Source organism: Nonomuraea sp. NEAU-A123 (genome assembly GCF_018603905.1).
In the GTDB taxonomy this organism is placed as follows: Bacteria; Actinomycetota; Actinomycetes; order Streptosporangiales; family Streptosporangiaceae; genus Nonomuraea.
The window spans coordinates 37,578-64,509 of record NZ_JAHFZZ010000040.1 but is presented as its reverse complement, the minus strand read 5'-3'; the positions used below and the strand labels follow the sequence as shown (position 1 = coordinate 64,509).

Sequence of the window (26,932 nt, the reverse complement as noted above, 5' to 3'; positions counted from 1 at the left end):
GGATCAGGCGGTGGTCGCGCCGATGGTCTGCGCGAGGTCCTCCGGCACCGGGTAAGGGCGTTCCTGCGGGAGCAGGCCGGTCACGTCCCTGCGGTCGCGGAGCGCGGTGTGGAGCTCGCGGACCCGGTCGGTGATGTCGGTGATCGCGACCGTCCAGTCGTCGAGGTAGTGCTCGACGGCCTGGCCCGACAGGCCGATCTGGATGGATCGGTGGGGGAGGGCGTTGTGGTGCGGGTCGCGCTCGGGATCCCATTGGACGCGCACCGGACTGTGCCTCAGGCGTTCCTTCCAGCTCTCCTGATCGCCGTCCCGGTCAGGGTGGCTGAGGCAGGCGTGCGCCAGCGCCCAGGCGAAACCGTCGCGAGTGAGGTCGATGGCCAGGACGCGGGTCTGGCCGGGCTTGGTCGCGTAGCCGCAGCGGTACATCATCCACAGGAACGACGGCTTGATCCAGGTCATCCGCTCCCGTTTGAAGGGCGCCACGAACCGCTGCGCGGCGACCGCGGGAGCGGCGATGGCCGGGTCGTACGCCTGGTAGACGGTGATCGACTCCTCGGTGTAGGCGGCGCGGATCTGGCGGTAGGGCACATTCATGCCGCTCAGCCTGGCGAACAGGGTCTGGGGCCGGCAACGGGATTAACCGAGCGGCCCCGATGGGCTCGCCGCGAGGCGTCACCCCCGCGGCAAGCCACTCTCTAGGCGTTCCGTGCCTTGGCGTATTCCGCGGCGCCGCCCGCGAAGTCGTACACCTCGACCTGCTCGTTCCCGACCACCCAGGCGTCGTGTCCGGGCGGGGCGACGAAGACCTCTCCCGGTCCGATCTCGGCCTCGGTGCCGTCGTCCATCCGGATGCGGAGCCGGCCGCGTACGACGAAGCCGTTGTGGTGGACCTGGCACGAATCGGTGCCCACGATCGGCTTGACGGACGCCGACCAGCGCCATCCGGGTTCGAACGTGGCGACACCGAAGGCCAGGCCCGTCAGGTTGCATACCTCGAGATGCCCCATCGGGAAGTCCCGGCGTTCGTCGGGCTTGTCGATGCTCTTGACTTCGATCATGACGTCCCCCTTTTCGTCATAGGCAATTCTTCCACCGCCCATTCCTCCCTACAAGGTGGGCATCTGCGAAAATGGCCAGGTGAGAGGCTGTACGGGGCGGATCTGGACAGAGCCGGGTCGAGCCGTTCGAGCACCGGGGAGGCACGCGCCATGGAGATCACCCTGCAGGTCAACGGCACGCGGCGGACCGTGGAGGTGGACCCGCGTGTCTCGCTGCTGGATCTGCTGCGCGAACGGCTCGGGCTGACCGGCTCGAAGAAGGGCTGCGACCACGGTCAGTGCGGCGCGTGCACCGTGCTGATCGACGGCCGGCGGGCCAACGCCTGCCTGGCGCTGGCCGTGGCGCAGGACGGGTCGGACATCACGACCGTCGAGGGCCTGGCGGACGGCGACCGGCCGCACCCGCTGCAGGCGGCCTTCATCGAGCACGATGCCTTCCAGTGCGGCTACTGCACCCCCGGCCAGCTCTGCTCGGCCGCCGGGATGCTGGCCGAGGGCGGCCCGAGCGCCATCACCGACGACCTGGCCACCGACCCGGCGCTGACGGCCGAGGAGGTCCGCGAGCGGATGAGCGGCAACCTGTGCCGGTGCGGCGCCTACCCGAACATCGTCACCGCGATCGTGGAGGTGGCGCGATGAGATCCTTCGAGTACGCGCGGGCCGCCGACCCCGCCGACGCCGTGGCCAGGTTCCGGCCCGGCACGATGTACCTGGGCGGTGGCACCAACCTCGTCGACCTCATGCGCCTGGGCGTGGCCGAGCCCGAGTACCTGGTGGACGTGAGCCGGCTGCCGCTCGACCGCGTCGAGCCCGACGGCGAGGGGCTGCGGGTCGGCGCCGCCGTGCGCAACAGCGACCTCGGCGCCCACCCGCTGGTCCGCGAGCGCTACCCGATGCTGGCGCGGGCGGTGCTGTCCGGGGCGTCCGGGCAGATCCGTAACATGGCGACCGTCGGCGGCAACCTGCTGCAACGCACCCGCTGCCCGTACTTCCAGGACGTCTCCAAGCCGTGCAACAAGCGGCTGCCCGGATCCGGCTGCCCGGCGATCGACGGCGACCACAGCAACCTGGCGGTCCTGGGGCATTCCACCGCCTGCGTGGCGACCCATCCGTCCGACATGGCGGTGGCGCTGGCCGCGCTCGACGCCCGCGTCCACGTCACGGGGCCCGGCGGCGACCGGGTGATCCCGATGCCGGGGCTGCACCGGCTGCCCGGCGACGAGCCCGGCAGGGACACCGTGCTGGAGCCCGGCGAGCTGGTCACCGCCGTGCTCCTGCCCGCTCCGCCGCCGGGCGCCTCCCGCTACCGCAAGGTCCGCGAGCGTGCCTCGTTCGCGTTCGCGCTGGTGTCCATCGCCGCGGTCCTCGACGTCGCCGGGGACGGGACCGTGCGCGAATGCCGGATCGCGCTCGGGGGAGTGGCGCACGCGCCGTGGCGGTGCGAGCGCGCCGAACAGGCGCTGCGCGGCGCCCGGGCGGGCGAGGAGAGCTTCGGCCGGGCCGCCGACGCCGAGCTCGCGCAGGCCCGCCCGCTGCCGCGCAACGCGCACAAGGTGCCGCTGGCCCGCAACCTCATCGTTCGCACCCTGCTGGAGCTGGCGCCATGAACCGGATCGAGGGGCACGACAAGGTCACCGGCCGCGCGACCTACGCGGCCGAATACCCCGTCGAGGGCGTCACCTACGCCTACCCGGTCCAGGCCGAGATCGCCAGGGGCCGCATCACCTCGATCGACGCGGCCGGGGCGCTCGCCATGCCGGGCGTGCTGACCGTACTGTCCAGCGAGGATCCCCCCGAGCTGGCGCCCGACGCGGACCCCGAGCTCGGGCTGTTCCAGCGCCGCGAGGTCGCCTACCGGGGGCAGATCGTGGCCGCCGTCGTCGCCGACACCTACGAGAACGCCCGCGCGGCCGCGCGGGCGGTGCGGGTCACCTACCAGGAGGACCCGCACGACGTACGGCTGCGTAGCGACCATCCCGGGCTCTACCGGCCGGAGAAGGTGAACCCGTTCTATCCCGCCGACACCGAGAAGGGCGACGTGGCGGCCGGGCTGGCCGCGGCGGCCTTCACCGTGGACGTGACGTACACGACGCCGGCCATGCACAACAACCCGATGGAGCCGCACGCCACGCTCGCCGTCTGGAGCGGTGACGGCGACCTGACCGTCTACGACGCGACGCAGGGCGTGTCCACCGCCCGCGACATGATCGCCAAGACGCTCGGCCTGCCCGCCGAGCGGGTGCGCGTGGTGTGCCGGCACGTCGGCGGCGGTTTCGGGGCCAAGGGCACCATTCGGCCCGGCACCATGCTCGCCGTCCTCGCGGCGCGCGCCGCCGGGCGGCCGGTGAAGGTGGCGCTGACCCGTCAGCAGCTGTTCGACGTCACCGGCTACCGCACGCCGACGATCCAGCGGCTGCGGCTCGGCGCCGACGCCGACGGGCGCCTGACCGCCGTCGACCACGAGGTCGCCGAGCAGAGCTCGACGCTGATCGAGTTCGCCGAGCAGACCGCCACCCCGGCCCGCACCATGTACGAGACGCCCGCGCTGCGCACGGCTCACCGCCTGGTCCGGCTGGACGTCGCCTCCCCGTCGTGGATGCGCGCTCCGGGCGAATGCCCCGGCATGTACGCGCTGGAGTCGGCCATGGACGAGCTGGCCATCGCCGTCGGCATGGACCCCGTCGAGCTGCGCGTGCTCAACGACCCGGAGGTCGAGCCGGCGGGCGGCCGGCCGTTCAGCTCCCGCAACCTGGTGGCCTGCCTGCTGGAGGGCGCCCGCCGGTTCGGCTGGGAGGGGCGCGACCCCACCCCCGGCGTCCGCCGCCAGGGGCGCTGGCTCATCGGCACCGGCGTCGCCTCCTCCACCTATCCGGCCCTGCGGCGCCCGTCCCAGGCCACCGCCACCGTCGAGAACGGCGGCTACGTCGTCCGCGTGGCCGCCGTCGACCTCGGCACCGGCGCCCGCACCGCGCTGACCAGGATCGCCGCGACCACGCTCGGCGTCCCGCCCGAACAGGTACGGGTCGAGCTGGGCGACAGCGACCTGCCCGCCGCCCCGCTGGCCGGCGGCTCCATGGGCACCGCCTCCTGGGGCTCGGCCGTCGTGGCCGCCTGCGAGGAGGCGCTGCGCGATGGCAAGCACGGGGCCGCCGACACCACCGACGCCATCAAGGCGCAGGAGGATCTGGCCAGGCACTCCTTCGGCGCCCAGTTCGCCCGGGTCCGGGTGGACATGGACACCGGCGAGGTACGCGTGTCGCACCTGCTGGGCATCTTCGCCGCAGGGCGGATCATCGACGAGAAGCTGGCCAGGTCGCAGTTCGTCGGCGGCATGACGATGGGCCTGGGCATGGCGCTCATGGAGGCGACCGTCACCGACGAAGAGTTCGGTGGGTTCAGCAACCACGACCTGGCCCAGTACCACGTCCCTGTGTGCGCGGACATCGAGCGGATCGACGCGGCCTGGATCGAGGAGGACGACCGGCACCTCAACCCGATGGGCGCCAAGGGCATCGGCGAGATCGGCATCGTCGGCACCGCCGCGGCCATCGGCAACGCCGTCTACCACGCCACCGGCATCCGCGTCCGCGACCTGCCCATCACCCCCGCCCGCCTGCTCGCCTGACCCGTTCCCTGTTCGGAATGTGCTGCTAGATCATGCTTTTGGTATGAAATGACCTGGCTTCGGTAGATGAAGGCGTATGGAACCGGACAAGGAGACCCGCAAAGAGCGGGCCGACCGCAACTTCGTGGAGCTGCTGCAGAGTGCGCGTGTGGCGGTGACCGGGGTTCAGGTGCTGTTCGCGTTCCTGCTGACGGTCCCGTTCTCGCAGGGGTTCGACAAGCTGAACCTGGCCGATCGGCGGCTGTTCTACGTGGCGCTGGTCAGTGCCGCGATCGCGTCGATCTGCTACATCGCCCCGGCCGCCCAGCACCGGGTGCTCTTCCGGCAGGGGCTGAAGGAGACGCTGGTCCGCCGGTCCAACCTGTACGGCATCGCGGGGGCGCTGGCCCTGGCCGTCTCGATGACCGCGGCCACCATGCTGGTGGTCGACTACCTGTTCCACAATATGATCGCGGTGATCACGGCCGTCTTCATCGCCCTGCTGGCCGTGTGGAGCTGGTTCGTGCAACCGGCGATCGACCGTTCGGCCAACGGGGACCGCGACAGCGGCTGACCCCGGCCGCACGGGCGGCCGGGGTCAGGTGGAGCCTGGGGGTCAGATCTTCGGGCACATCTTCCCGTCACGCGGCGGGACCCGGGTGATCAGGTAGCGGTCCACCGTCTTGTCGACGCAGGCCGAGCCGGTGCTGTAGGCGGTGTGGCCGTCGCCGTCGAAGCTGAGCAGCACGCCCGACGAGAGCTGGGCGGCCAGCGCCTTGGCCCACTTGTACGGCGTGGCGGGGTCGCGCAGGGTGCCGACCACCAGGATGGGCGGCGCGCCCTTGGCGTGGATCGCCTTGTTGACGGTCTTGCTCCTGACCGGCCAGAAGTCGCACGGGCTGGCCAAGAGCTTCCCGGCGCTGATCGCCTTGGCGTGGCGCACCGCCTGCCTCCAGGTCGGGTGGTCGAGGCAGTCGATGGCCGTGTGCGCCTCCATCAGGTTGGCGTAGGTCGCGTCGGCGCCTCGCGCGTTGTACTGGTCGGCGTACTGCAACAGGAGCGTGCCGTCGCCCTTGAAGGCCCGGCCGAGCGCCTGCCGGAGGGCCGGCCACGACCGCTGGTCGTACAGGAGACCCTGGATGCCGGTGTACACGATGGCCTGCGTGGCCTGCCTGCCGTCGTAGGTGTTGACCAGCGGGGCCTTCTCGGTCCGGGCGTGCAGGGCCCGCATCCGCTTGGCGGCCGTGCGCTTGGTGAAGGGGCAGTCCTTGTGCTTGAAGCAGTCACTTGCGAACGAGTCGAACGCCACCCCGAAGCCGACATTCTGGTCGGAGCCGAAATCGCCCGCGTTCACGGAGGGGTCCTCCGCGCCGTCGAGCACCAGCGCGTGCACCCTGGCCGGGAACAGGTTCGCGTACGTGGCGCCGAGGAGGGTGCCGTACGAGAAGCCGATGTAGGTCAGGCGCGACTCGCCGAGACCGGCTCTGAGCACGTCCATGTCACGCGCGGCGTTCGGCGTGCCCACGAAGGGCAGGAGCGCGCCGGAGTTGGCCTGGCAGGCCTGCGCGAGCCGTAGCTGCGCGTAGTTGTACATCTTCACCTCGGCCCGCGAGTCCGGGGTGTCGTCGACGGAGTGGTACCAGTCGGCCACCGCGGTGGGCATGCACCGCACGGGGGCGGAGGCGCCCACGCCACGCGGATCGAAGCTGACCAGGTCGAACCGCGAGCGGAGGGTGGCGGTGAACTTCGTCTTCGCAGTGGCTCTCAGGAGGTCGATGCCCGACCCGCCGGGGCCGCCGAAGTTAGTCACCACGGAGCCGAGCCGCTTGCCGCCCTTGGCCGGCAGCTTGATCACCGCGATCTCAATCCGCTTGCCCGACGGCTTGGTGTAGTCGAGCGGAACCTTGAGCTTCGCGCACTGGAAACCGCCCTTACAGGGAGCCCAGGCAAGCCGCTGGCCGTAGTAGGCGTTCAGGCCGCCGTCGGACGCCCGTGCGGGCTGTGCGGCCGCCGGCCCGGCGGTGACGAAACCTGCTGACAGCAGGCCGATGACTAACGGGGTGATGATCCCGAGAAGGCGTCGCATATCTCTGTCCTCGTCTGGCGGCCGAGTGGATATCGCTTAGCTGACTCTCCGATGGTTGGGGCTACTGCTTGCGAGGCTCTTTAAGGCCACTGGCCAAGCGGCGTGCAAGCGTATTTGGAAAGTTTCTTTACTAGCGCGGATCACGTCCGTATGGTGATGCCATGAGCCTGCGCACAGTGCTGGTCCTGGTGGCGGCCCTCGTGGCCACGTCGGTGTCGGCGTCCCCCAGCGCGCGCGCCGCCGCGCCCCTGGGGTTCGGTGGCGTGGTCCCCGTGCCGGTCAGCACGACGCCCGCGGCCGGGGTCACGTACCGGATCACCTCGTCCACGAGCATCTACACCGACGTCCCAGCCGTGGGCGACCAGCTCGCGCGGCAGTTGCGGCGCTCGACCGGTTACCCCGTGCCCATCGTCGCGGCGCCGGCCGCCGGCGGCATCTCGCTGCGGCTGGGCAGTGTGAGCGGCGGGGACGAGGCCTACCAGCTCGACGTGACCGCCACCGGGATCACCGTGCTGGCCAACCGGGCCGCCGGGCTGTTCAACGGGGTGCAGACGCTGCGCCAGCTCCTGCCGTACGCGGCCGACAGCGCGACCGTCCAGCCGGGACCGTGGCCCGTGCAGGGCGGGCGGATCACCGACGCGCCGCGCTACGCCTACCGGGGCGCCATGCTCGACGTCGCCCGCCACTTCTTCCCCGTGGCCGCCGTCCAGCGGTACATCGACCAGATCGCCCTGTACAAGATCAACTACCTGCACCTCCACCTCTCCGACGACCAGGGCTGGCGCATCGTCATCGACTCCTGGCCCAGGCTGGCCACGTACGGCGGCAGCACCGCCGTCGGCGGCGACCCGGGCGGCTACTACACCAAGGCCCAGTACCAGGAGCTCGTCGCCTACGCCGCGGCCCGCAACATCACCGTCGTGCCCGAGATCGACCTGCCCGGGCACACGAACGCCGCCCTGGCCTCGTACGCCGAGCTGAACTCCGGCGGCGTCGCGCCGCCCCTCTACACCGGGACCGACGTCGGGTTCAGCACGCTGTGCACGTCGAAGGAGATCACCTACACCTTCATCGACCAGGTGCTCGGCGAGCTGGCCGCGATCACCCCCGGCCCCTACCTGCACCTCGGCGGTGACGAGGCCACCTCCACCAAGCCGGCCGACTACGCCGCGTTCATGAACCGGGCGCAGGCCATCGCCGCCGCGCACGGCAAGACCGTCATCGGCTGGCACGACATCGTCAAGGCCACGCCGCTGCCGTCCACGGTCGCTCAGTACTGGGGCACCACGCCGAACGACAGCGCCGTCGCCGGCGCCGGGCGGAAGGTCATCATGTCCCCGGCCAGCCGCGCCTACCTCGACATGAAGTACAACTCGCGCACCCCGATCGGCCAGGACTGGGCCGGGCTGATCGAGGTCAAGGACGCCTACGGCTGGAACCCGGGCGCCTACCTGACCGGCCTGCCCTCCCAGCAGGTTCTGGGCGTGGAGGCGCCGCTGTGGACCGAGACGATCAGGACGTCGGCCGACATCGAGTACATGGCCTTCCCGCGCCTGCCCGCCCTGGCCGAACTGGCCTGGTCCCCGTACGGCACGCACGACTGGACCGCCTTCAAGAAGCGCCTCGGGGCGCAGGGGCCGCGGTGGCGCGTCATGGGCGTGAATTACCACCACTCTGGGCAGATTGCCTGGCCTGCCGGTTCCTGAGCTGATCGCGCCGCCGGGACGGTACCGTTCAGGCTCGTGAGTGGTGCCAGAGAAGTGCGGGACGTGCTGCGGCAGGCGGCGCGGCTGCACGCCGCAGCGCGGGAGCTGCGGGAGGAGCACGAGCGCGCGCTGACCCGGGTCGTGGCGGCGATGTCCGCGCTGCGCAAGCCGCAGGCCAGAGCCGAGCTCGCGGGCATCCCGGTGGCCCGGCTCAAGGACGTGACCGGCGGGCGGCTGCGGCTCGGGATGCTGGAGCGCATGGGCTACACGACGGTGCTCGACGTGCTGGACGCCACGCCGTACGAGCTGCAGCGGTTGCCGGGGATCGGGCCGCAGACGCAGCGGCAGGTGCACGCGGCGGCGAAGCAGATCGAGCGCGCCGCGCGGGAGGTCACCGCCGTCCAGATCGACGTCGAGCGCCAGGACGAGGAGACCACGGCGCTGCTCGCCGCCCTGCATCCGTTGGTGGCCGCGGGAGCCGAGTTGCCGCGCGCCCGCCGGACGGCCGACGCGGTCGAGGAGCGGCTCGCCGCGCTGATGCCGGTGGCACGGGCGATGAGCGGCTGGTGGCGCCGGCTGCTGTCCGGCGAGGAGAAGCGGCGGCGGGCGGAGGAGGCCGTCGCCGGGATCTCCGAGATCCTCGCCGGGGAGGCCGAGACGCGGCTGCTCATCACGCAGGCGACCGTGGACCTGCTGCGGCCGGCGCCCTCCGGGGCGGAGGTGTGGATCGACTTCGAGATCCGCGCGGCCGACTACTACAACCTGCTGGCCGAGATCGCCGCCCTGGAGCCGGGCGACCGGGTCGCCGCCGAGGGGTTCCTGCCCGACGACCTGGCCGAGCGGGTCAGGAACCAGGAGCTCGACGACACCCACCGCCGGGTCTCGCTCCGTGGCTACCAGGCGTTCGGGGCCCGGTTCGCGCTGGCGCAGCGCCGGGTGATCCTCGGCGACGAGATGGGGCTCGGCAAGACCGTGCAGGCCATCGCCGCGCTCGCGCACCTCAAGGCGCGCGGTACGAGCCACTTCGTGGTGGTCTGCCCGGCCAGCGTACTGATCAACTGGATCCGCGAGATCGAGACCCGCAGCACGCTGCGGGCCTACCGGCTGCACGGCGGCGAGCGGGACACCGCCCTGGCGGAGTGGCTGGAGCGCGGCGGCGTGGCCGTGACCACCTTCGACGGGCTGCAGCGGCTCGACGGCGCGCCCGCCGAGGTGGGCATGCTGGTGGTCGACGAGGCCCACTACGTCAAGAACCCCGAGGCCCGCCGGTCCAAGGCCGTCGCCGCATGGTGCGGGCGGGTCGAGCGGGTGCTGTTCATGACGGGCACGCCGATGGAGAACCGGGTGGAGGAGTTCCGCAACCTGGTCGGCCACCTCCAGCCCGCGCTGCGCGCCCAGGTGCGCGGCAGCGACGCCGCGGCCGGAGCGCAGGCGTTCCGGCGCGCGGTGGCGCCCGTCTACCTGCGCCGCAACCAGGAGGACGTGCTCACCGAGCTGCCCGATCTCGTGCACGTCGACGAGTGGGAGGAGCTCAGCGCCGCGGACGCCGACGCCTACCGGGAGGCGGTCGCGGCGGGCAACTTCATGGCCATGCGCCGCGCCGCCTACGCGGTGCCGGACAAGTCGGCCAAGCTCGAACGGCTGCGCGAACTGGTCGACGAGGCGGCGGGCAGCGGGCTGAAGATCGTGGTCTTCTCCTACTTCCGCGACGTCCTGACCGCGGTGCGGGACGCCCTCGGCCCGGCGGTCCACGGGCCGCTCTCGGGTGACCTGCGGCCGGAGCGCCGCCAGGAGACCGTGGACGCGTTCAGCGCGGTGCCGGGGCACGCCGTGCTGCTCGCCCAGATCCAGGCCGGCGGGGTCGGGCTCAACCTGCAGGCCGCCTCCGTCGTGATCATCTGCGAACCGCAGGTCAAGCCCACCATGGAGAGCCAGGCCGTGGCCCGCGCGCACCGCATGGGGCAGGTGCGCAGGGTCCAGGTGCACCGGCTGCTCTCGCCCGGCGGCGTGGACGAGCGGATGCTGAAGATCCTGCACGCCAAGACGGTGCTGTTCGACGCGTACGCCCGGCGCAGCGACCTGGCCGAGTCCGCGCCCGACGCGATCGACGTGTCCGAGCAGGCACTGGCCCGCCAGATCGTCGAGGAGGAGCAGGCCCGGCTCCTGGGCGGAGCTTCCGTTCGGTAGCGCTGGGTCGCGTATCGCCTCACAGTCCCGCGGGCTCGTTGAGCTGGTGCGCCCACGGCGGGTTCGCCCCCGCGACCGAGCACGTCCGCGCCGCCACCCGGGCGGCGAAGGCGGCGGCGTCGGCGGCCGTCTCCAGGTCGAGCCCCTCCAGTCGGCCCCCGAGCAGCCCCCGTACGCCCAGCCGGTGCAGCAGCCCGGCGGTGAAGGAGTCACCGGCCCCAACGGTGTCGACGACCTTGACCTGCGGCGCCCGTACCGCCGTGCGCTCCCCGTCCAGTGACACCAGCGCGCCCGAAGCGCCCCGGGTGATCACGATGAGCCGGGCGCCCGCCGCGTGCCAGGCGTCGCAGGCACGTTCCACCGGCACGTCCGGCGCCAGGAAGGACAGGTCGTCGTCGCTGAGCTTGAGTATGTCGGCCACCGCGCACCAGCGCTCCACCGTGTAGTCCTCCCGGCCGGCCAGGCTGGGCCGTACGTTGGGATCGATCGAGATCGTCGCGTGCCGGCGGGCGTCCGCCGCGAACTCCTCCACCGCGGCGCCGCCCGGCCGCCTGACCAGCGCGAGCGACCCCGTGTGCAGGCAGGACCACCCGCGCGGGTCGAGGGCGGCGAGCTCCTCAGGCGTCCACTGCCAGTCGGCGGTGCCCTCGGCGTGGAAGATGTAGGCCGCCTGGCCCCGCTCGTCGAGCGAGGCTACCGCCAGCGTGCTCGGCTCGGCGGCGGGGACACAGGCCGACAGGTCCACCCCGGAGGAGGCGAGATGCTCACGGAACAGCTCCCCGAACACGTCCCCGGACACCCGCCCCAGGAACCGGGTCGAGGTGCCGAGGCGGGCCAGAGCCACTGCCGTGTTCGCGGGCCCCCCGCCCGGCAGCACCCGGAGCTCCAGCTCACCGGGACGCCGGTCAGCGAAGGCGTCTGCGACGCATTCGCCCAGGACAGCGATCATCAGGGTCAACCTTTCTGCCATGTTTGCAGATTTGTTACGTCGCGGGGGCATTGACGTTTCTAGAAACGGAGTCCATCATCGCAGCACGGCGAATGTCAACGTTGACATATGTCAACGATGACATTGAATCATCCCTGATAGGAAGCCACCATGATTGCTAGGCTCTCGGCCGGACTGCTGGCCGCCGCTCTCCTCGTCACAGGCTGCGGCGGCGGTGAGCAGAAGGCCTCCACCAGCTCCGCCGGCTCCACCAAGGTGGGGCTGATCACGAAGACGGAGACCAACCCGTTCTTCGTCAAGATGAAGGAGGGCGCGCAGACCGCCGCCAAGGCGGCGGGAATGGAGCTGCTGACCGCGGCGGGCAAGTTCGACGGCGACAACGCCTCCCAGCTCACCGCCATCGAGAACATGGTCGCGGCCGGGGTGAAGGGCATCCTCATCACACCCAACGACACCAAGGCGATCGTTCCCGCGATCAAGAAGGCCAGGGACGCCGGCGTCGTGGTGATCGCCCTGGACACGCCCACGGACCCGCAGGACGCCACCGACGCGCTGTTCGCCACCGACAACCTCAAGGCGGGCGAGCTGATCGGCGAGTACGCCAAGGGCGCGATGGCCGGCAAGGCCGCGAAGATCGCCACGCTCGACCTGGCCCCCGGCATCACGGTCGGGCAGCTCCGCCACGACGGCTTCCTCAAGGGCTTCGGCATCGCCGAGGGCGACCCGTCGGTCGTCTGCTCCCAGGACACGCGCGGCGACCAGGCCAAGGGCCAGGAGGCGATGGAGAACTGCCTGCAGAAGGCGCCCGACATCAACCTCGTCTACACCATCAACGAGCCCGCCGCCCTCGGCGCCTACACCGCGCTCAAGGCCAAGGGCCGCGAGAAGGACGTGGTCATCGTCTCGGTCGACGGCGGCTGCACCGGCGTCAAGGCCGTGAAGAGCGGGCAGATCGCCGCGACCTCGCAGCAGTACCCGCTGAAGATGGCCGAGGACGGCGTCAAGGCCGTCGCCGCCTTCGCCAAGGGCGGCGCCAAGCCCAAGGGGTACACCGACACCGGTGTCACCCTGATCACCGACAAGGCCGTCCAGGGCGTCGAGGCCAAGGACACCGCCTTCGGCCTGGCGAACTGCTGGGGCTGACATGGCCGTCATGGAAGCGACGCTGCCGCGCCGCATCATCACCACTCCGACGGCGGGCCCGCTGGGCGCGCTCGTGCTGGCCTGCGTGTTCTTCGCGCTCAACAGCGACCAGTTCCTCACCGGCGGCAACTTCTCGCTGATCATCCAGCAGGTGATGGTCGTCGGCACGCTCGCCATCGGGCAGACGCTCATCATCCTGACCGGTGGCATCGACCTGTCCAACGGCGCGATCATGGCGTTCGGCGGCATCGTGATGACCAAGCTGGCCGTCACCAGCGGCCTGCCGCCGCTGCTCGCGATCGCCGCCGGAATCGCCGTCTGCGCGGCCTTCGGGCTGGCGAACGGCATGCTGGTCACGAAGATCTCGCTGCCGCCGTTCATCGTCACGCTCGGCATGCTGAACGTGGTGTTCGCGCTGACCCACATCTACTCCGAGGACCAGACGGTCACCGACCTGCCGCCCGCGCTGACCATCCTCGGGCAGACGTTCAAGCTCGGCGGGACGAACGTCACCTACGGGTCGCTGCTCACGATCCTGCTGTTCCTGTTCTTCGCGTACGTGCTCGGGCAGACCGCGTGGGGCCGCCACGTGTACGCGCTCGGCAACAGCCAGGAGGTCGCGCGGCTGACCGGCATCCGTACGCAGCGGCTGACGATCAGCGTGTACACCATCGCGGGCCTCGTGTACGGCCTCGCCGCCCTGCTGCTCGTCTCCAGGACCGGCGTGGGCGACCCGCAGGCCGGGCAGACCGACAACCTCGACAGCATCACCGCCGTCGTGCTCGGCGGGACCAGCCTGTTCGGCGGCCGGGGACTGGTGCTCGGCACGCTGATCGGCGCGCTCATCGTGGGGGTCTTCCGTAACGGGCTGCAACTCATGGGCGTACCGTCGATTTATCAGACCCTCATCACCGGCATCCTGGTGATCCTCGCCGTCACTGTCGATCAGCTCTCCCGGAGGAGGACCCGATGACCCCCGTACTCCAGGCCCGTGGCCTGGTGAAGCGCTACGGCCACGTGGTCGCGCTCGACGGCGCCGACTTCGACCTGATGCCCGGTGAGGTGCTCGCCGTCATCGGTGACAACGGCGCCGGCAAGACCAGCCTGATCAAAGCGCTGACCGGCGCGCTGCAGCCGGACGAGGGCCAGATCCTGCTCGACGGCAAGCCCGTGCGCATCCGCGACCCCCTGGAAGCGCGCAGGCTCGGCATCGAGACCGTCTACCAGGAGCTCGCCGTCGCCGCCTCGCTCGACATCGCGACGAACATGTTCCTCGGGCGCGAGCTCCGCAAGCCGGGACTGCTCGGCACGATCTTCCGGAAGCTCGACAAGAAGCGGATGCGCGAGGAGTCGGCCAAGCACATGGCCGACCTGAAGATCGGCCTGCGCTCGCTCACCCAGCCCGTCGAGTCGCTGTCCGGCGGCCAGCGGCAGGGTGTGGCCGTGGCCAGGGCGGTGGCATGGGCCTCGCACGTCGTGGTCATGGACGAACCGACCGCCGCTCTCGGGGTCAAGGAGTCGGGGCAGGTCCTCGACATGATCAAGCGGGTCCGCGACCGCGGCATGCCCGTCGTACTGATCAGTCACAACATGCCCCATGTCTTCGAGATCGCCGATCGGATCCACGTCCAGCGGCTCGGCCGCCGCGTCGCCCAGATCAAGCCGGGCGACCACAGCATGGCCGAGGTCGTCGCCATCATGACCGGTGCCATCCAGGTTTCGGAAGGCAAGTCGGTCGTGACGGACAAGGACGCGGCGGAGGCGATCGGCCTCTAGCATGGTCGAAATGCGGCGTCCCACCATGACAGACGTGGCCCGTGAGGTGGGTGTCACCGCCAAGACCGTCTCACGGGTGCTCAACGACGACGGACCCGTGGCCATCGAGACGCGCGAACGCGTCATGGCCGCGGTCCGCAAACTGGGCTACCAACCCAACCTGATGGCCCGCAACATGCGGGTCGGGGCCAGGGACGCCGCGATCGGGCTGGTCATCCCCGAGATGGGCAACCCGTTCTTCGGCACGGTGGCGGGCGGCATCGAGAGCGCCGTCAGGGCCCGCGGCCTGACCCTCATCGTCGGCTCCTCCAGCGAGACCGCCGAACTGGAGCAGTCCCTGATCGCCACCTTCCTGGCCCGCCGGGTCAGCGCCCTCATCGTGGTCCCCTCGGCCACCGGAGACCATCGCTACCTGCGTTCGGAACGCGTCGCCGGCCTGCCCATCGTCTTCCTCGACCGCCCCGCCGTCGGCCTGACCGCCGACAGCGTGGTCAGCGGCAACCGTTCCGGCGCTCAGGCGGGCATCGCCCACTTGATCGGGTATGGCCACCGCCGGATCGGCTTCATCGGCGACCTGCCCGCCACCCTCTACACCCGGCGCGAACGCTTCCAGGGCTACCGTGACGCCCTGGAGGAGGCGGGCCTGCCCTTCGACCGTGCCCTCGTGGATACGGGCCACGACCAGGAGGCGGCCCGCGCGGCCACCCTGCGGCTCCTGGCTCTGGAGAACCCGCCCACCGCGCTGTTCGCGGCCAACAACCTGGCCTCCATGGGGGCGGTGGTGGCTCTGGCCCGGGCGGGGCGACGGGATGTGGCGCTGGTGGGCTTCGACGACCTGCCGCTGGCGGAGGTGCTGGATCCGCCGCTGACCGTCGTGGCGCAGGATCCGGCGGCCATCGGGGAGGTGGCGGCGGAGCTGGTGCTGTCCCGGTTGGACGGCGACCGCTCTCGGGCCCGGCGCACCCTGGTGCCCACGCGATTGATCGTCAGGGGGTCGGGGGAGTCGTCGCCGGTTTCTGTTTGAGCTGGGAAGGCCCCGCGCATTCGCGGGGCCGGTCTGTCAGCGGAGTCCCGCGAACAGGTCGTCCTCGTGGTCCGGTGCGGTCACGCGGTTGACCACTCGCGTGAAGGACTCGGTGGCGAATGCCTGGTGCTGGGCCTCCTCGGGCATGCGGAGCAGGAAGATGTTCTCGCCCTGGCTCTCGTGTGACTGCAGGGCCTTGAACTTGCGTTCGACATAAGGGGCGACGTCGACGACGGTGGTCACCAGCTCGTCGGGGGTGCCGAAGTCGTCGGAGGGCTGGAAGTCGCCCAGGTCGACACCGCTGGTGCGCATGAACTCGAACATGCGCTTGATCGCGGCGCGGGGGATGGCCGTGTAGTAGAACTTGTCGGGGATGCCGGTCGCCTCGATGGCCGCGACCGTGATGCGGTGGGCCTGGACGTGGTCGGGGTGGTTGTAGCCGCTGCCGCCGGTTTCGTCGTAAGTGACCACGACCTGCGGGCGATACTGCTTGATCAGCTCGCCGAGGCGGGTGGCGGCTACGTCGACGGGTACGTTGGCGAACGCGTCGGGGTGCTTGTTGGTGTCCCAGCCGTCCATGCCGGAGTCGCGGTAGCCCAGCAGCTCCAGGTGGTCGATGCCCAGGTGCTGCACCGACTCGCGCAGCTCCGCCAGCCTCCGCTCCGCCACCTCGGCGTCATTGTGGCCGGGGTCGCCGGGCTTGACGCCGCCAGGTCCGTCGCCCTGCTCGCCGTTGGTGCAGGTGACCAGGACCGTGCGGATGCCCTCGTCGGAGTAGCGGGCGAGGATGCCGCCGGTGCTCAGGCATTCGTCGTCGGGGTGAGCGTGCACCGCCATCAGGGTGAGTTGCCGATCCATGCTGCCGACCCTACTGCGCTGGACCGACACTTCCGGACGGGGGCTTTTGGGCGGGGGCTTTTGGGCGGGGTCAGGTCTGGCGGGCCAGCTGGTCGGCTCGGAGGCGGGCCGTCGCGGCCGCCGCGCGGTCGCCCAGGGCCTCGGCGAGGGCGCCCTGCTTGAGCCAGTTGAACGGGCTGCACGGCCGTACGCTGATCCGCTCGCTGATCAGCACCCGTGCCAGGTCCCGGCGGCCGCCACGCAGGGCGGCCTCCAGGAGCGTCTTCTGCACGGCGTCGCGTTGCGCGTGGCTGCCGCCGAACTCGTTGATCCGATGCCTGATCGGATACAGCAGGTCCACGACCGCGTCGAAGTCGCCCCGGCCGAAGGCCACCAGTGACCGGCAGACCGGCAGGCCGACGCGGGCGGTCATGGCGTGGTTGGTGATGTCCGGGTGGGGTTCGGTGAGGTACGACTCGCGACTCGCGATGAGCTTCTCGGCCTCCGCGACGCGGCCCGCGCCCACGTACGACATGACGGCGTGCATGTCGTTGAAGGCGTAGAACGGCTCCGCGATCTTGGCCGGCCACGCGTCGGCGAGCGCCCGCCAGCGTTCGTGCTGGGCGGAGCCCTCCAGGAGGAGCCGCCAGAGCAGCGCGGCGGCGTCGAGCAGCTCCATCGAGCCCTGGCCGCCCGCCAGGGCCGCGTCGTAGATGGCCAGCGCGCGGCCGGTGTCGCCGGACTCCAGCGCGTACAGGGCGTAGTGCCACCAGGTGTGCACGTTGAAGAACGTGCCGGTCGACCAGTCGCCGAGCCGGGCGTCGAGGTAGCGGATGCCGTCGCCGAAGCGGCCCTGCATCTCGTAGGTGTGCACGACCGCGTGGATGCCCCAGACGTCGCGCGCGTTCAGCTCGACCGCGCGCAGCCCCACGTCCTCCGACCGGTCGTAGTGGCCGGACTCCTCCAGCCCGAACGCGTACATCCCCAGCACGTGGCCGTAATGCCGGTCGTCCTCGTGCCAGGCGCTGAGCGCGCCACCGATCCTGTCGCGCAGCGAGCGGGCGTCCCCGGTGAAGAAGTCGACCTGGTGCCCCGCCGCCAGCGCCAGGGCGTCGCGGGGGTACTGCTCGGTGATCGCCCCGAGGAGCCTGCCGCAGGTCAGGAAGTCACCGTCGAGCAGCGCCTGGACGGCCTCGACGTGCGCGCGTTCGCGGGGCAGCAGTCCTCCGGAGCCGCCGATGCGGGCCCGCCAGGCCGCGAACCGCTGCCTGGCCGTGCGCGCGTCCTCCACCTCCGTGGTCAGGAGTCCGAGGTAGGCGGCCAGGACCTGGCCCATCGGGAAGTCGGGCGCCTCGGACAGGGCGGCCGAGGCCTCGGCGTCGACCTCCACCCGGAAGTGCAGCAGCTCGTCGATCGCCTGGTCGTAGTGGCGGGCGGCGGCACCGCCCGCGCCGCTCATCGCCAGGCCGTGCTGGTCGTCGGTCACTCAGCCACTATAAAAGGAGGCCGTACGGCACGAGCTGGGGGAGTGCCGCGGCCGGAAGGGCTCTCGTGCGGGTCCGTGTGTAAGCCGGTTCGGCGGGGGAAGCGCCTGGTCGGTGCGGCTCCATTACCCAGGGTGGCGGGCCCCGGTCATCCGGACGGTTGGAAAAAGATTTTCGGGCGGTCCGCTAAACGGGAGGCGGGCTCGGATTCAAGATTGTAACGAGGGGGTTGAGCGATATGTCGTGCAATCGGAGGGGCGTTAGGGTGCAATCCTCATCAAATTCGTGATGAGGCGGAGGGAGGGCCGCTGGTGTACCGCGCGCGTGGCCGTCATGCGTCATCCGGCCAGGCCAAGCCCGCCCTGCCTTCGTCTCCGGAAGGGCCGTGGCTGCCTCCGGGCAGCGGTATCCACATCGCCGGGCTGACCATCGTCGGCGGTCTGCTCTACGTGGGCTCCGAGCTGCCTTCCGCGTCCGGAATGTCGGTGGAGCCGGCGTTGATCGATCCCGAACTGCCTGTGGACATGACACAGCCGGACTGGGACGGTCAGGGGCTCGACCGCTGGCCGAGCTATGCCGCCCTCCCGGCGCCGTCGCGGGCGGCCTATCTGAGCTGGCTCGCCGACGGGCGATGTTATCCGCGAACGCCCCTGGGCTACGTTCTCCTCTATTTCTACGGCCTCGAACGTCGCGTGCTACACGACCTGCACTTGGACAGCTCCACGGCCCAAGAAGAACTGCCGGTGATCCACGAGGAGGTACGGCGCCTCATCGGGCTCTACGCCGGGCACGACGCCTTCCAGCGGCACGCGGCGCCGTTCGAGGCGCTGCTGGCCGCCCTCTGCGAGCCCGAGGTGACCGGCGCGGCGTTCGCGTTGCGGGCCCGGCTGGGGGAGCTCGCGGCGCAGGGCCAGCCGGTGCCCGCAGATTGGGCGCTGGCCTGGCTGCACAGCCACCCCGCCTACCGGCCGGGCACGCCCGCTACGCGCTGCCCGGAGGAGTTCGGCGCGCTGTTCCAGCAGAGGTACGCGGCACGGCACGGCGAAGGGCTCGTCGTACAGCCCGGCGCCAAGGAACTGGTCTTCGACTACCGGCCCGCGAGCTCCGGGTTCGCCGGGGCCCCGCCGGTGCTGCCGGGCATACCCGATGTGCTGACGCTTGCGGCGCCCACCCGGGAGCTGTTCGGGCTGGCCGAGGAGTGCGGGTCCGAGCTGGAGGCGTACAGCCGCTTCCTCGGGCGGCTGCCCGGTGCCAGGCAGAGCGTGCGCGCCCAGGCGCTGCTGCCCGCGGAGCTGCTCGATCTGGGCTCCGGCGGCGCGGGCGGGGCGGTGCGGTGGGCGCTGCGCCGGCTCGGGGGGCAGCAGATCGCGCTCGTGCCCGCCGAGGAGTTCGTCGCCCTGCTGTCCACGCCCGTTCCGGCCAGGAAGGACGTCATCGCGCTCGCCCAGATCCTCGGGCGGGCCGGGGTCGGGATCGAACCGGACCCGCGTCTGGGGGGTCCGGTGCCGGCCGCCGGGGTGATGGCCTTGTTCGCCGCGCCGGATGGGCCGACGGCCGCGGCGTCCGACGCCTACCGGGCGGCTACCGTACTGCTGCACCTGGGCGCCGCGAGCACGGCGGACGGCCAGACGCCCGAGGTCGCCTACCGTCGGCTGAGCGAGCATCTTGAGCGGGCGCTGCATCTGACGGCCGGCGAGCAGGCCCGCTTGCGGGCGCATCTGGAGTGGCTGCTCGCGGGGGAGGGGACGCTGATCGACCTGATCGATCATGTTCAGGAGATCGGCGCGTCTCAGCGCGCTCACGTGGCGGAGTTCCTGAGGGACGTGGCCGCCGCCGACGGGCACATCACGCCGGAGGAGGCCGACATCCTCACCCGGATCCACTGGCTGCTCGGGCTCGACCGCGATACGGCGGGGGCTGAGCAGGTGGGGCTCGCGTCGTACGCCGCCGTGCGGCATGCGCCGATCCAGCTGGCGTACGTGCCCCACGGCCCCGCTCAGCCGGTGCCCCCGCCCCGCGTCATCATGCCGCACCACCCCTCCGGGCCCTTCACCTCTCCGCCCTTCGGGCCGGTGCCCAATGCCTCCACGCCGTACGGGCCCGCGCCTTACACCTCCACGCCCAATGCCGCCACGCCGTACAGCTCCACGCCGTACAGCTCCACGCCGTACAGCTCCACGCCGTACAGCTCCACGCCGTACAACTCCGCGCCCAATGCCGCCACGCCGTACAGCTCCGGGCCTTACGCCTCCACGCCCGATGGGCCGGTGCCCGACGCCTCCACGCCCTACGGGCCCGCGTCTTACTTATCCGGGCAGGAGCACCCCATTCAGCAGGACCTCGCCGTGTCGCACGCGTCCGTGCCCCTGGGGTCCGTCTTCGGTGCCCCGACGGTGCCCGTCTGGGGGGCGGTCGCCAGGCTGGCCGAGACGGCCCAGGTGGGGGTGCTGCTCGATTCGCTGCTCGCCGGCGAAGAGCCGCTCCCCGCGCCCGCCCCGCCGCCCGAGGTGACCCCGGTGGCGGGGCTGGACGGCCGCCACTCCGGCCTGGTCCGCGCCCTGGCCGCCGTCGATCAGCCGCACATCAGCCGGGGCCAGTTCGAGACCCTCGCGGACGCCTGGAACCTGCTGCCGGAAGGCGCGATAGACAGCGTCAACGAGGCCGCCTACGAGAGCGTGGGCGATCCGCTGCTCGACGGCGACGACCCGATCCTGGTCGACCGGCGCGTGCTGGGGGAGATGCTGAAGTGACCGTTCGCGCCCGCGAACGCGACGCCCTCCTCAAGGCGCTGCGGGCAGGGGGGGTCCCGCTGATCGGCCAGCACCACATCCAGGCCGGCCGTACCGCCGAGCTGGCGGCGCTGACCGCCGACGTCGAACGCGTCGTGGTCGGCGGCTCGGCCGTCCGGTTCGTCATCGGCGAGCACGGTGCGGGCAAGACGTTCCTGCTGCACCTGGCGCGGTCGCTGGCGCTGGAGAAGCGGCTGGTCACCATGCACGCCGACATCACCGCCGAGCACCTGCTGCACTCGGACGACGGCCGGGCCCGCGCCCTCTACACCGAGCTGGCCCGCAGCATGTCCACCCGGGGCAGGCCCACCGGCGGCGCGCTCGCCGGCCTCGTCGAACGCTTCCTCTCCACCGCGCTCGACGAGGCCCGCCAGGCGGGCACCGACCCGGCCCTGGCGATCGGTGAACGCCTGGCGCATCTGGCGACGCGGCCGGGCGGCCACGACTTCGCCGAGGTCATCGGCGCGTACTGGCGCGGCCACGACACGGGCGACGAACACCTCAAGTCGGCCGCGCTGCGCTGGCTGCGCGCCGAGTACCCGACCGCGGCGGAGGCCAGGTCGGCACTCGGCGTCCGGTCGATCATCGACGACGCGACCGTGCACGATCACCTCGCGCTGATGAGCCGGTTCGTCCGGCTGGCCGGGTACGGCGGGCTGCTCGTCTGCCTGGACGAGATGGTCAACCTGTACACGCTGACCGATGCTCTGGCCCGGGACGCCAACTACGACCAGATCCTGGGCATCGTCAGCAGCGGGGTCCCGCATCTGGGGTTCGCGTTCGGGGGTACCCCCGATTTCCTCAGAGACGGGCACAGCGGGCTTTTCAGCCATCCCGCGCTGCGGAGGCGGCTGGGCGCCGCCGCCTTCGCCGAGGTCGGACCGGTGGATCGCTCGGGGCCGGTGCTCCGGCTGGCCGCGCTGACGGCCGAGGAGGTGTACGTGGTGCTGGCCAAGATCCGGTTCGTGTACGCCTCCGGCGAGGGCGGGCGGTACCTCGTGGACGACGACGCGCTGGTGGCCTTCATGCATCACTGCTTCGGGCGGGTGGGGGAGACGTATTTCCGCCGGCCGCGGACGACGTTCAAGGCGTTCTGCGACCTGCTGGCCGTGCTGGAGCGGGATGCCGGGGAGAGCTGGCGGCGGCTCCTGCCGGGGGTGGACCTGTCGGCGGAGGAGATTGACGACCGCCCGGCCTGACGATCGCGAGCCCGTGTTCCCGCGGGATCGGGCAGACTCGTCGTTCATGACGAAGGACGGCGAAGAATTGGCGCGCGACGGCGACGCGGGGGTGCCGGGGTCGCTGGCCAGGGTGCTCGGTGACGTGGCGGCCGAACGGGCGGCGCAGGACTCCAAGTGGGGCATGCAGGCGGTGCCCGACGGCACCGGGGCCGAGGGCGCGGTGGCCGAGGCCGATCGGGCGAGGCGGGAGACAGACGAGGCGGGCCGGCGCGGGGAGCTGACCTGGCGGCACATCCTGCGCGAGGAGGTCTTGGAGGCGTTCGCCGAGTCGGACCCCGAGCTGCTGCGGACCGAGCTGATCCAGGTGGCCGCGGTCGCCGTCAAATGGGCCCAGGCCCTCGACCGCCGCCCCTCGGCCGCCGGGGAGCCGGCTCCGGAGGCCGACGGGCAGCCGCGCGCGGACCGATCCCGGGCCGCCGCTGTGCGGTCAGGTCCCGGCGAGGCGGCGGCGAAGGCCGCTGGGGGGTCGCGGCCCGACAGGTTCCGGGCCATCGTCGACGTGCACGTCATGCTCGTCCGTGACGGCACCGTCCTTCTCGGCAAACGGGCCAACACCGGCTACGGCGACGGCCAATGGCACCTGCCCTCGGGGCATCTGGAGCCCGGTGAGTCGGTGGTCGGCGCGGCCGTCAGGGAGGCCCGCGAGGAGGTCGGCGTCGGCATCCGGCCGGACGATCTGGAGTTCGCCCACGTCATGCACCGCGCCCCCGACCGCGTGGGCCTGTTCTTCGTCGCCAGGACGTGGGAGGGCGAGCCGTACAACGCCGAGCCGCACAAGTGCGCCGAGCTGGCCTGGCGGCCGCTCGGCGAGCTGCCCGACGACACGATCGGCTACCCGGCCGCCGCCATCGCCAGGGTGCTGGCGGAGGAGCCGTTCGCGCTGTACGGATGGCCTACAGGCATCGCTTGACAGCATGGTGACGCCCCGCAAGCCAGGTGTCACATGTCCCGTAGCTCGTCCCACTGCCGGCGCGCGCCCGCCAGCCAGGTGCCGTGCAGGTCGTTGAAGACGTTGGCCGCGCGCACCCCGATCCAGTTCGGGGGCAGCAGCTCCAGCGGCAGCCGCGGGTCGAGCATCGGGAAGCGCCGCCACTCGTGGACGAGCCGGACCTGCGCCAGCAGCACCGGATCGCCCGGTTCCGGCCGCATGCCGGCGAACTCCTGGATGAACTCCTGGTAGTGCGCCGCCAGCTCCCCCAGATGCCAAGCCTGCTCCACCAGCGTCCGCTCGGAGCCGATCCCCGCGTAGGGACCGTTGAACGAGAACACGGCCACGTCGAGCCCCAGCCCCTCGACCACCTGCTTGGCCTCGGCCTCGCGGGTGGCGTGCGGGCTGACCCACACCCCGGGCACGGGACTGCCGAACCCCGCCCAGGTCAGGCCGGTGCGTAGCTGGTGGCGCAGCTCGCGCCGGGACTCGGGCACGGTCGCGATCAGCACCACCCAGCGGCCGTCCCACGGCTCGCGGTCGCGGCCGAACGCGTAGATCCGCTCGGCCCCCTCGGTCAGCAGCTCGCGACCGCGCCGCGTCAGCGACCAGCGCACCCGCCGCCCGGACCGCGCCGACACGATCCACCCGTCGGCGGCCATCCGCGCCAGCGCCTGCCTGGCCGACTTCTCCTCCACCCCGAGCCCGCCCATCACGTGCAGCAGCGCCGACGTCCACGCGGGCTCGCCCGACGGCAGCACATGCTCGCCCAGCACGGTCAGCAGCATCGACCTGGCGCTGGACTGGTGGCGGCGGGGCGGCCGGGCCATTAACGCTCCTTTCGCGGCGGGAGTCTGATTCAATGCTACAAGTAGTTGACGATGCATCAATTCTCTATAGAAGATTCTCGTACGGAGTCTCCCTCCCCGTAAGGACGACCATGTCATCCGAGTCGTTCAACGCCAGTCTCTATCTAGTGGATCGTCAGGTCGAAGCCGGTCGCGGCGAGCGCACCGCGGTCGCGGGCCCGGCCGGGACCCTCACATACTCCCAGCTCGCGGCCCGTGTCGGCGAGCTCTCCTCCGGGCTGCGGGTGCTCGGCGTCAGGCCCGAGGAACGGGTCGTGCTCGTCATGTCCGACCGCCCGGAAACGCTCGTCACCATCCTGGCCGTCATGCGCATGGGCGGGGTCGCCGTGCCGCTGTCCACCATGTACAACGGCGTGGAGCTGGGCGCGCTCATCCGCGACTCGCGGGCTCGCGTGGTGGTGGCGACGCCCGAATACGAGCCGACGGTCCGGGTGGCACTGGCGAACGCCCCCGAGGTCGCCCTGCTCGTCCTCACCGGCAACGTGGGCCATCGAGCCGCCGATGTCCTCCCCGAATCGGACGCGGATGCCGGGATCCCGGTGTGCTCGCTGGCGGACGTGGTGGACGCCGGCCGTACAGTCGCCGAGCCGTACCAGAGTTGGACGGATTCGCCCGCGCTGTGGCTCTACACCTCGGGCACGACCGGCGCGCCGAAGGCCGCCATGCACCGACACGGCGCCATCAGGGACGTCTGCGAGACCTACGGCCGTGAGGTTCTCGGCATCACGCCGGACGACCGGTGCTTCTCGGTCGCCCGGCTGTTCTTCGCCTACGGCATCGGCAACTCGCTGTTCTTCCCGCTGTCGGTGGGCGCGACCACGGTGCTCGACCCCTTCAGGCCCACCCCGCCGGGGGTGGTCGCGCGGGTGGTGGCCGAGCGGCCGACGCTGTTCTTCGCCGGGCCGTCGTTCTACGCGAGCCTGCTCGCCTCCGACGCCCCCGACGACACCTTCTCCTCGGTACGTCTGGCGGTCTCGGCGGGTGAGGCGTTACCCGCGGAGATCTACCGGCGCTTCACCGAGAGGTTCGGCGTCGACATCATCGACGGCCTCGGCTCGACCGAGGCCCTGCACATCTTCATCTCCAACCGGCCCGGCCAGGTCAGGCCGGGCACCACGGGGACCGTCGTGCCCGGATATGAGGGCAAGCTGCTCGACGACTCCGGCAACCCCGTGGCGGACGGCCAGCCGGGCCACCTGTACGTGCGCGGTGACTCCATCGCCACCGGCTACTGGTGCCGGACCGAGACCACCCGGCAGGTGTTCCAGGGGGAGTGGCTACGCACCGGCGACACCTATCTGCGTGACGCCGACGGCGTCTACCAGTGCCTCGGCCGCTCGAACGACATGATCAAGGCAGGTGGCATCTGGGTGTCGCCCATGGAGGTCGAGTCCCGGCTGCTGCTGCACGAGTCGGTCGGAGAGGCCGCGGTCGTCGCCTACACCGACGTGAACGGGCTGGAGAAGCCGGTCGCCTGCGTGGTGCCCGCCGCCGGGAAGACCGTGGACGCGGCGGAGCTCATCGCGTTCTGCCGCGACGGGCTGGCCGCCTTCAAACGACCGCGCGAGGTGCTGGTGCTGGAGGAACTACCCAAGACCGCCACCGGCAAGATCCAGCGCGTGATCATCCGCCAGATCGCCACCGACCTGCTCGGCAAATAACCGCGCCCGCCTCCGGCCCCTCTCGCTCGGCCGCCAGCCGTACCCGGCCCTGGATGTCAGAACGCGTCACGCAGCTCTCTCTTCAGCACCTTGCCGCTGGCGTTCTTGGGCAGCGACCGCACGAAGACCACCGTCTTCGGTGTCTTGAAGGCCGCCAGCCGTTCCCGCAGGAAGGAGGTCAGCTCGTCGGCGGTCAGGGCGGCGCCCGCGCGCAGGACGACGGCGGCCGTCACCGCCTCGATCCACCGCGGGTCGGGCACCCCGAACACGGCCGCCTCCGCGACGGCCGGGTGCTGGTAGATGGCCTCCTCGACCTCCCGGCTGGCCACGTTCTCGCCGCCGGACTTGATCATGTCCTTCTTGCGGTCGACGATCGACAGGTAGCCGTCGGCGTCCAGTACGCCCAGGTCGCCGCTGTGGAACCAGCCGCCGCGGAACGCCTCGGCGGTCTTGTCCGGGTCGTTCCAGTAGCCGAGCATGGCGTGCGGGCTGCGGTGCACGATCTCGCCGACCACGCCGGGCGGCACCGGCTCGTCGTCGGCGTCGACGATCCGGGTCTCGACGTTCAGGGCGGGCCGGCCCGCCGAGCCGAGCCTGGTCAGCTGCTCGTCCGGGCCCAGGATGGTGGCCACCGGCGCCATCTCGGTCTGGCCGTAGAAGTTGAACAGCCGCACCCCCGGCAGCCGCGCGGCGATCTCCTTCAGCACCTCGACCGGCATGATCGACGCGCCGTAGTAGCCCTTGCGCAGGGACGACAGGTCACGGCGGTCGAAGTCGGGGTGGCGCAGCAGCCCGATCCAGACGGTCGGCGGGCAGAACAGCTTGGTGGCGCGCTCCGCCTCGATCGCCGCCAGGATCGCCGCCGGGTCGGCGCCGGGCAGGATCACGTTGGTGGCGCCGAGGTAGAGGCCGGGCGTGAGGAAGCAGTGCAGTTGCGCGCAGTGGTAGAGCGGCAGCGCGTGCACCTCCACGTCGGCGGCGCTCATCTCGCCGTCGATCACGCACGAGGTGTACTGGGCGATCAGGCCGCGGCTCGACAGGGTGGCGCCCTTGGGCCTGGACTCGGTGCCGCTGGTGTACATGAGCTGGATCGGGTCGTCGTCGGCGATCTCCACCCGCGGCTCGGAGTCGTCGTCGCAGGCCATCCAGTCGGTGACCGGCTCCCACCCTTCGGCGTGCCCGATCACCCCGCGCACCGCGACCCCGTCGGAGACGGCCCGCTCGGCCACGGGCACGAGCGCCTCCTCCACCAGCAGGCCCGTCGCACCCGCGTGCCCGAGGATGTAGGAGACCTCCTCGGCGCCCAGCATGGAGTTGATCGGCACGGAGATCGCGCCCAGCCGGGCCAGCGCGAAGTAGGCCACCACGAAGGCGTCGTTGTTGTGGCTGAACACGGCGAACCTGTCGCCCTTGCCCACGCCCCGGGCGGCCAGCGCGTTGGCCATGCGGTTCGCCGCGCGGTCCAGCTCGGCGTAGGTCCATCGCGCCTCGCCGTACACGATCGCGGTCTTGGCGGGAGACCGCGCGGCCGAGCGCCGCAGCAGGTCGCCGATGGCATGCTGGCGAGTCGTCATGCGCACATCCTCCGAA

22 protein-coding genes are annotated in these 26,932 nt (G+C 71.4%); 14 read left to right on the top strand and 8 right to left on the bottom strand.

Going from position 1 to position 26,932, the window contains the following annotated elements; genetic code table 11:
* Positions 1-3: 3 nt before the first annotated feature.
* Together KLK06_RS56690 and KLK06_RS56685 are read right to left on the bottom strand one after the other, a co-directional pair.
* The gene (locus KLK06_RS56690) at positions 4-594 is read right to left on the bottom strand and encodes a DUF4291 domain-containing protein (protein WP_214644205.1); all 591 of its coding nucleotides are present in this window, start codon (positions 592-594) and stop codon (positions 4-6) included.
* Positions 595-695: 101 nt separating this feature from the next.
* A complete protein-coding gene (locus KLK06_RS56685) occupies positions 696-1,058 on the bottom strand; it encodes a cupin domain-containing protein (protein WP_214644204.1) in 363 nt (120 codons plus the stop codon).
* A gap of 150 nt (positions 1,059-1,208) precedes the next feature.
* Between KLK06_RS56685 and KLK06_RS56680 the strand changes: the two genes are divergently transcribed.
* From KLK06_RS56680 to KLK06_RS56665, 4 genes are all read left to right on the top strand, one after another.
* On the top strand, positions 1,209-1,697 hold the full coding sequence (locus tag KLK06_RS56680) for a (2Fe-2S)-binding protein (RefSeq protein WP_214644203.1): 489 nt from the start codon (positions 1,209-1,211) through the stop codon (positions 1,695-1,697).
* Positions 1,694-2,665, top strand: coding sequence for a xanthine dehydrogenase family protein subunit M (locus KLK06_RS56675; RefSeq protein ID WP_214644202.1), 972 nt, complete (start codon positions 1,694-1,696; stop codon positions 2,663-2,665). Before KLK06_RS56680 ends, KLK06_RS56675 begins: the two co-directional genes overlap by 4 nt.
* A complete protein-coding gene (locus KLK06_RS56670; protein WP_214644201.1) occupies positions 2,662-4,683 on the top strand; it encodes a xanthine dehydrogenase family protein molybdopterin-binding subunit in 2,022 nt (673 codons plus the stop codon). The genes KLK06_RS56675 and KLK06_RS56670 overlap by 4 nt, the downstream gene beginning before the upstream one ends.
* A gap of 76 nt (positions 4,684-4,759) precedes the next feature.
* Positions 4,760-5,236: a DUF6328 family protein gene (locus KLK06_RS56665; RefSeq protein WP_214644200.1), complete on the top strand. Its 477-nt coding sequence runs from the start codon at positions 4,760-4,762 to the stop codon at positions 5,234-5,236.
* 42 nt (positions 5,237-5,278) lie between these two features.
* Here the strand turns inward: KLK06_RS56665 and KLK06_RS56660 are convergent, their stop codons facing one another.
* Positions 5,279-6,748 carry an alpha/beta hydrolase gene (locus tag KLK06_RS56660; protein WP_214644199.1) on the bottom strand — a complete coding sequence of 490 codons (1,470 nt, stop codon included), beginning with the start codon at positions 6,746-6,748 and terminating at the stop codon, positions 5,279-5,281.
* Positions 6,749-6,909: 161 nt separating this feature from the next.
* Between KLK06_RS56660 and KLK06_RS56655 the strand changes: the two genes are divergently transcribed.
* Both KLK06_RS56655 and KLK06_RS56650 read left to right on the top strand, forming a co-directional pair.
* Entirely contained in the window at positions 6,910-8,454 is a 1,545-nt protein-coding gene (locus tag KLK06_RS56655; RefSeq protein ID WP_214644198.1) for a beta-N-acetylhexosaminidase, read from the top strand.
* A gap of 36 nt (positions 8,455-8,490) precedes the next feature.
* Positions 8,491-10,641, top strand: coding sequence for a DEAD/DEAH box helicase (locus KLK06_RS56650; protein ID WP_214644197.1), 2,151 nt, complete (start codon positions 8,491-8,493; stop codon positions 10,639-10,641).
* Between the two features lie 19 nt (positions 10,642-10,660).
* Here KLK06_RS56650 and KLK06_RS56645 read toward each other — a convergent pair whose 3' ends face one another.
* Positions 10,661-11,590 carry a carbohydrate kinase gene (locus KLK06_RS56645; RefSeq protein WP_214644196.1) on the bottom strand — a complete coding sequence of 310 codons (930 nt, stop codon included), beginning with the start codon at positions 11,588-11,590 and terminating at the stop codon, positions 10,661-10,663.
* Positions 11,591-11,740: 150 nt separating this feature from the next.
* Here KLK06_RS56645 and KLK06_RS56640 point away from each other — a divergent pair, with 150 nt between their 5' ends.
* The 4 genes from KLK06_RS56640 to KLK06_RS56625 are packed head-to-tail and all read left to right on the top strand — an operon-like array spanning position 11,741 to position 15,533.
* Complete coding sequence (locus tag KLK06_RS56640) at positions 11,741-12,733, top strand: sugar ABC transporter substrate-binding protein (RefSeq protein ID WP_214644195.1); 993 nt, start codon at positions 11,741-11,743, stop codon at positions 12,731-12,733.
* A 10-nt stretch (positions 12,734-12,743) separates the two neighbouring features.
* The gene (locus KLK06_RS56635; protein WP_214644194.1) at positions 12,744-13,706 is read left to right on the top strand and encodes an ABC transporter permease; all 963 of its coding nucleotides are present in this window, start codon (positions 12,744-12,746) and stop codon (positions 13,704-13,706) included.
* A complete protein-coding gene (locus KLK06_RS56630) occupies positions 13,703-14,509 on the top strand; it encodes an ATP-binding cassette domain-containing protein (protein ID WP_214644193.1) in 807 nt (268 codons plus the stop codon). The genes KLK06_RS56635 and KLK06_RS56630 overlap by 4 nt, the downstream gene beginning before the upstream one ends.
* Positions 14,510-14,519: 10 nt before the next feature.
* On the top strand, positions 14,520-15,533 hold the full coding sequence (locus KLK06_RS56625; protein WP_250907601.1) for a LacI family DNA-binding transcriptional regulator: 1,014 nt from the start codon (positions 14,520-14,522) through the stop codon (positions 15,531-15,533).
* A 36-nt stretch (positions 15,534-15,569) separates the two neighbouring features.
* Here KLK06_RS56625 and KLK06_RS56620 read toward each other — a convergent pair whose 3' ends face one another.
* Positions 15,570-16,391, bottom strand: a complete 822-nt coding sequence (locus tag KLK06_RS56620; RefSeq protein WP_214644192.1) for a PIG-L family deacetylase — start codon at positions 16,389-16,391, stop codon at positions 15,570-15,572.
* A 70-nt stretch (positions 16,392-16,461) separates the two neighbouring features.
* Complete coding sequence (locus KLK06_RS56615; RefSeq protein ID WP_214644191.1) at positions 16,462-17,856, bottom strand: tetratricopeptide repeat protein; 1,395 nt, start codon at positions 17,854-17,856, stop codon at positions 16,462-16,464.
* A gap of 309 nt (positions 17,857-18,165) precedes the next feature.
* On the opposite strand from KLK06_RS56615, the gene KLK06_RS56610 reads away from it, so the two are divergent.
* Genes KLK06_RS56610 through KLK06_RS61160 form a run of 3 tightly spaced genes read left to right on the top strand, consistent with a single transcriptional unit; the run spans position 18,166 to position 22,794 of the window.
* Positions 18,166-20,604, top strand: a complete 2,439-nt coding sequence (locus tag KLK06_RS56610) for a TerB N-terminal domain-containing protein (RefSeq protein WP_214644190.1) — start codon at positions 18,166-18,168, stop codon at positions 20,602-20,604.
* Positions 20,601-21,842: an ATP-binding protein gene (locus tag KLK06_RS56605; RefSeq protein ID WP_214644189.1), complete on the top strand. Its 1,242-nt coding sequence runs from the start codon at positions 20,601-20,603 to the stop codon at positions 21,840-21,842. The genes KLK06_RS56610 and KLK06_RS56605 overlap by 4 nt, the downstream gene beginning before the upstream one ends.
* Before the next feature lie 46 nt (positions 21,843-21,888).
* Positions 21,889-22,794 carry an NUDIX domain-containing protein gene (locus KLK06_RS61160; protein ID WP_250907600.1) on the top strand — a complete coding sequence of 302 codons (906 nt, stop codon included), beginning with the start codon at positions 21,889-21,891 and terminating at the stop codon, positions 22,792-22,794.
* Between the two features lie 29 nt (positions 22,795-22,823).
* Here the strand turns inward: KLK06_RS61160 and KLK06_RS56595 are convergent, their stop codons facing one another.
* Entirely contained in the window at positions 22,824-23,642 is an 819-nt protein-coding gene (locus KLK06_RS56595; protein WP_214644188.1) for a PaaX family transcriptional regulator C-terminal domain-containing protein, read from the bottom strand.
* 110 nt (positions 23,643-23,752) lie between these two features.
* Between KLK06_RS56595 and KLK06_RS56590 the strand changes: the two genes are divergently transcribed.
* A complete protein-coding gene (locus tag KLK06_RS56590) occupies positions 23,753-25,342 on the top strand; it encodes a benzoate-CoA ligase family protein (protein WP_214644187.1) in 1,590 nt (529 codons plus the stop codon).
* Between the two features lie 56 nt (positions 25,343-25,398).
* Here KLK06_RS56590 and KLK06_RS56585 read toward each other — a convergent pair whose 3' ends face one another.
* A complete protein-coding gene (locus tag KLK06_RS56585) occupies positions 25,399-26,916 on the bottom strand; it encodes an acyl-CoA synthetase (RefSeq protein ID WP_214644186.1) in 1,518 nt (505 codons plus the stop codon).
* Between the last annotated feature and the right edge of the window lie 16 nt (positions 26,917-26,932).

Excerpts from the sequence above, each read along its gene's own strand:
- KLK06_RS56690 (WP_214644205.1), bottom strand. The coding sequence starts at position 594 with ATGAATGTGCCCTACCGCCAGATCCGCGCCGCCTACACCGAGGAGTCG.
- KLK06_RS56685 (WP_214644204.1), bottom strand. The coding sequence starts at position 1,058 with ATGATCGAAGTCAAGAGCATCGACAAGCCCGACGAACGCCGGGACTTC.
- KLK06_RS56680 (WP_214644203.1), top strand. The coding sequence starts at position 1,209 with ATGGAGATCACCCTGCAGGTCAACGGCACGCGGCGGACCGTGGAGGTG.
- KLK06_RS56675 (WP_214644202.1), top strand. The coding sequence starts at position 1,694 with ATGAGATCCTTCGAGTACGCGCGGGCCGCCGACCCCGCCGACGCCGTG.
- KLK06_RS56670 (WP_214644201.1), top strand. The coding sequence starts at position 2,662 with ATGAACCGGATCGAGGGGCACGACAAGGTCACCGGCCGCGCGACCTAC.
- KLK06_RS56665 (WP_214644200.1), top strand. The coding sequence starts at position 4,760 with ATGGAACCGGACAAGGAGACCCGCAAAGAGCGGGCCGACCGCAACTTC.
- KLK06_RS56660 (WP_214644199.1), bottom strand. The coding sequence starts at position 6,748 with ATGCGACGCCTTCTCGGGATCATCACCCCGTTAGTCATCGGCCTGCTG.
- KLK06_RS56655 (WP_214644198.1), top strand. The coding sequence starts at position 6,910 with ATGAGCCTGCGCACAGTGCTGGTCCTGGTGGCGGCCCTCGTGGCCACG.
- KLK06_RS56645 (WP_214644196.1), bottom strand. The coding sequence starts at position 11,590 with ATGATCGCTGTCCTGGGCGAATGCGTCGCAGACGCCTTCGCTGACCGG.
- KLK06_RS56640 (WP_214644195.1), top strand. The coding sequence starts at position 11,741 with ATGATTGCTAGGCTCTCGGCCGGACTGCTGGCCGCCGCTCTCCTCGTC.
- KLK06_RS56635 (WP_214644194.1), top strand. The coding sequence starts at position 12,744 with ATGGAAGCGACGCTGCCGCGCCGCATCATCACCACTCCGACGGCGGGC.
- KLK06_RS56630 (WP_214644193.1), top strand. The coding sequence starts at position 13,703 with ATGACCCCCGTACTCCAGGCCCGTGGCCTGGTGAAGCGCTACGGCCAC.
- KLK06_RS56625 (WP_250907601.1), top strand. The coding sequence starts at position 14,520 with ATGCGGCGTCCCACCATGACAGACGTGGCCCGTGAGGTGGGTGTCACC.
- KLK06_RS56620 (WP_214644192.1), bottom strand. The coding sequence starts at position 16,391 with ATGGATCGGCAACTCACCCTGATGGCGGTGCACGCTCACCCCGACGAC.
- KLK06_RS61160 (WP_250907600.1), top strand. The coding sequence starts at position 21,889 with ATGACGAAGGACGGCGAAGAATTGGCGCGCGACGGCGACGCGGGGGTG.
- KLK06_RS56595 (WP_214644188.1), bottom strand. The coding sequence starts at position 23,642 with ATGGCCCGGCCGCCCCGCCGCCACCAGTCCAGCGCCAGGTCGATGCTG.
- KLK06_RS56590 (WP_214644187.1), top strand. The coding sequence starts at position 23,753 with ATGTCATCCGAGTCGTTCAACGCCAGTCTCTATCTAGTGGATCGTCAG.
- KLK06_RS56585 (WP_214644186.1), bottom strand. The coding sequence starts at position 26,916 with ATGACGACTCGCCAGCATGCCATCGGCGACCTGCTGCGGCGCTCGGCC.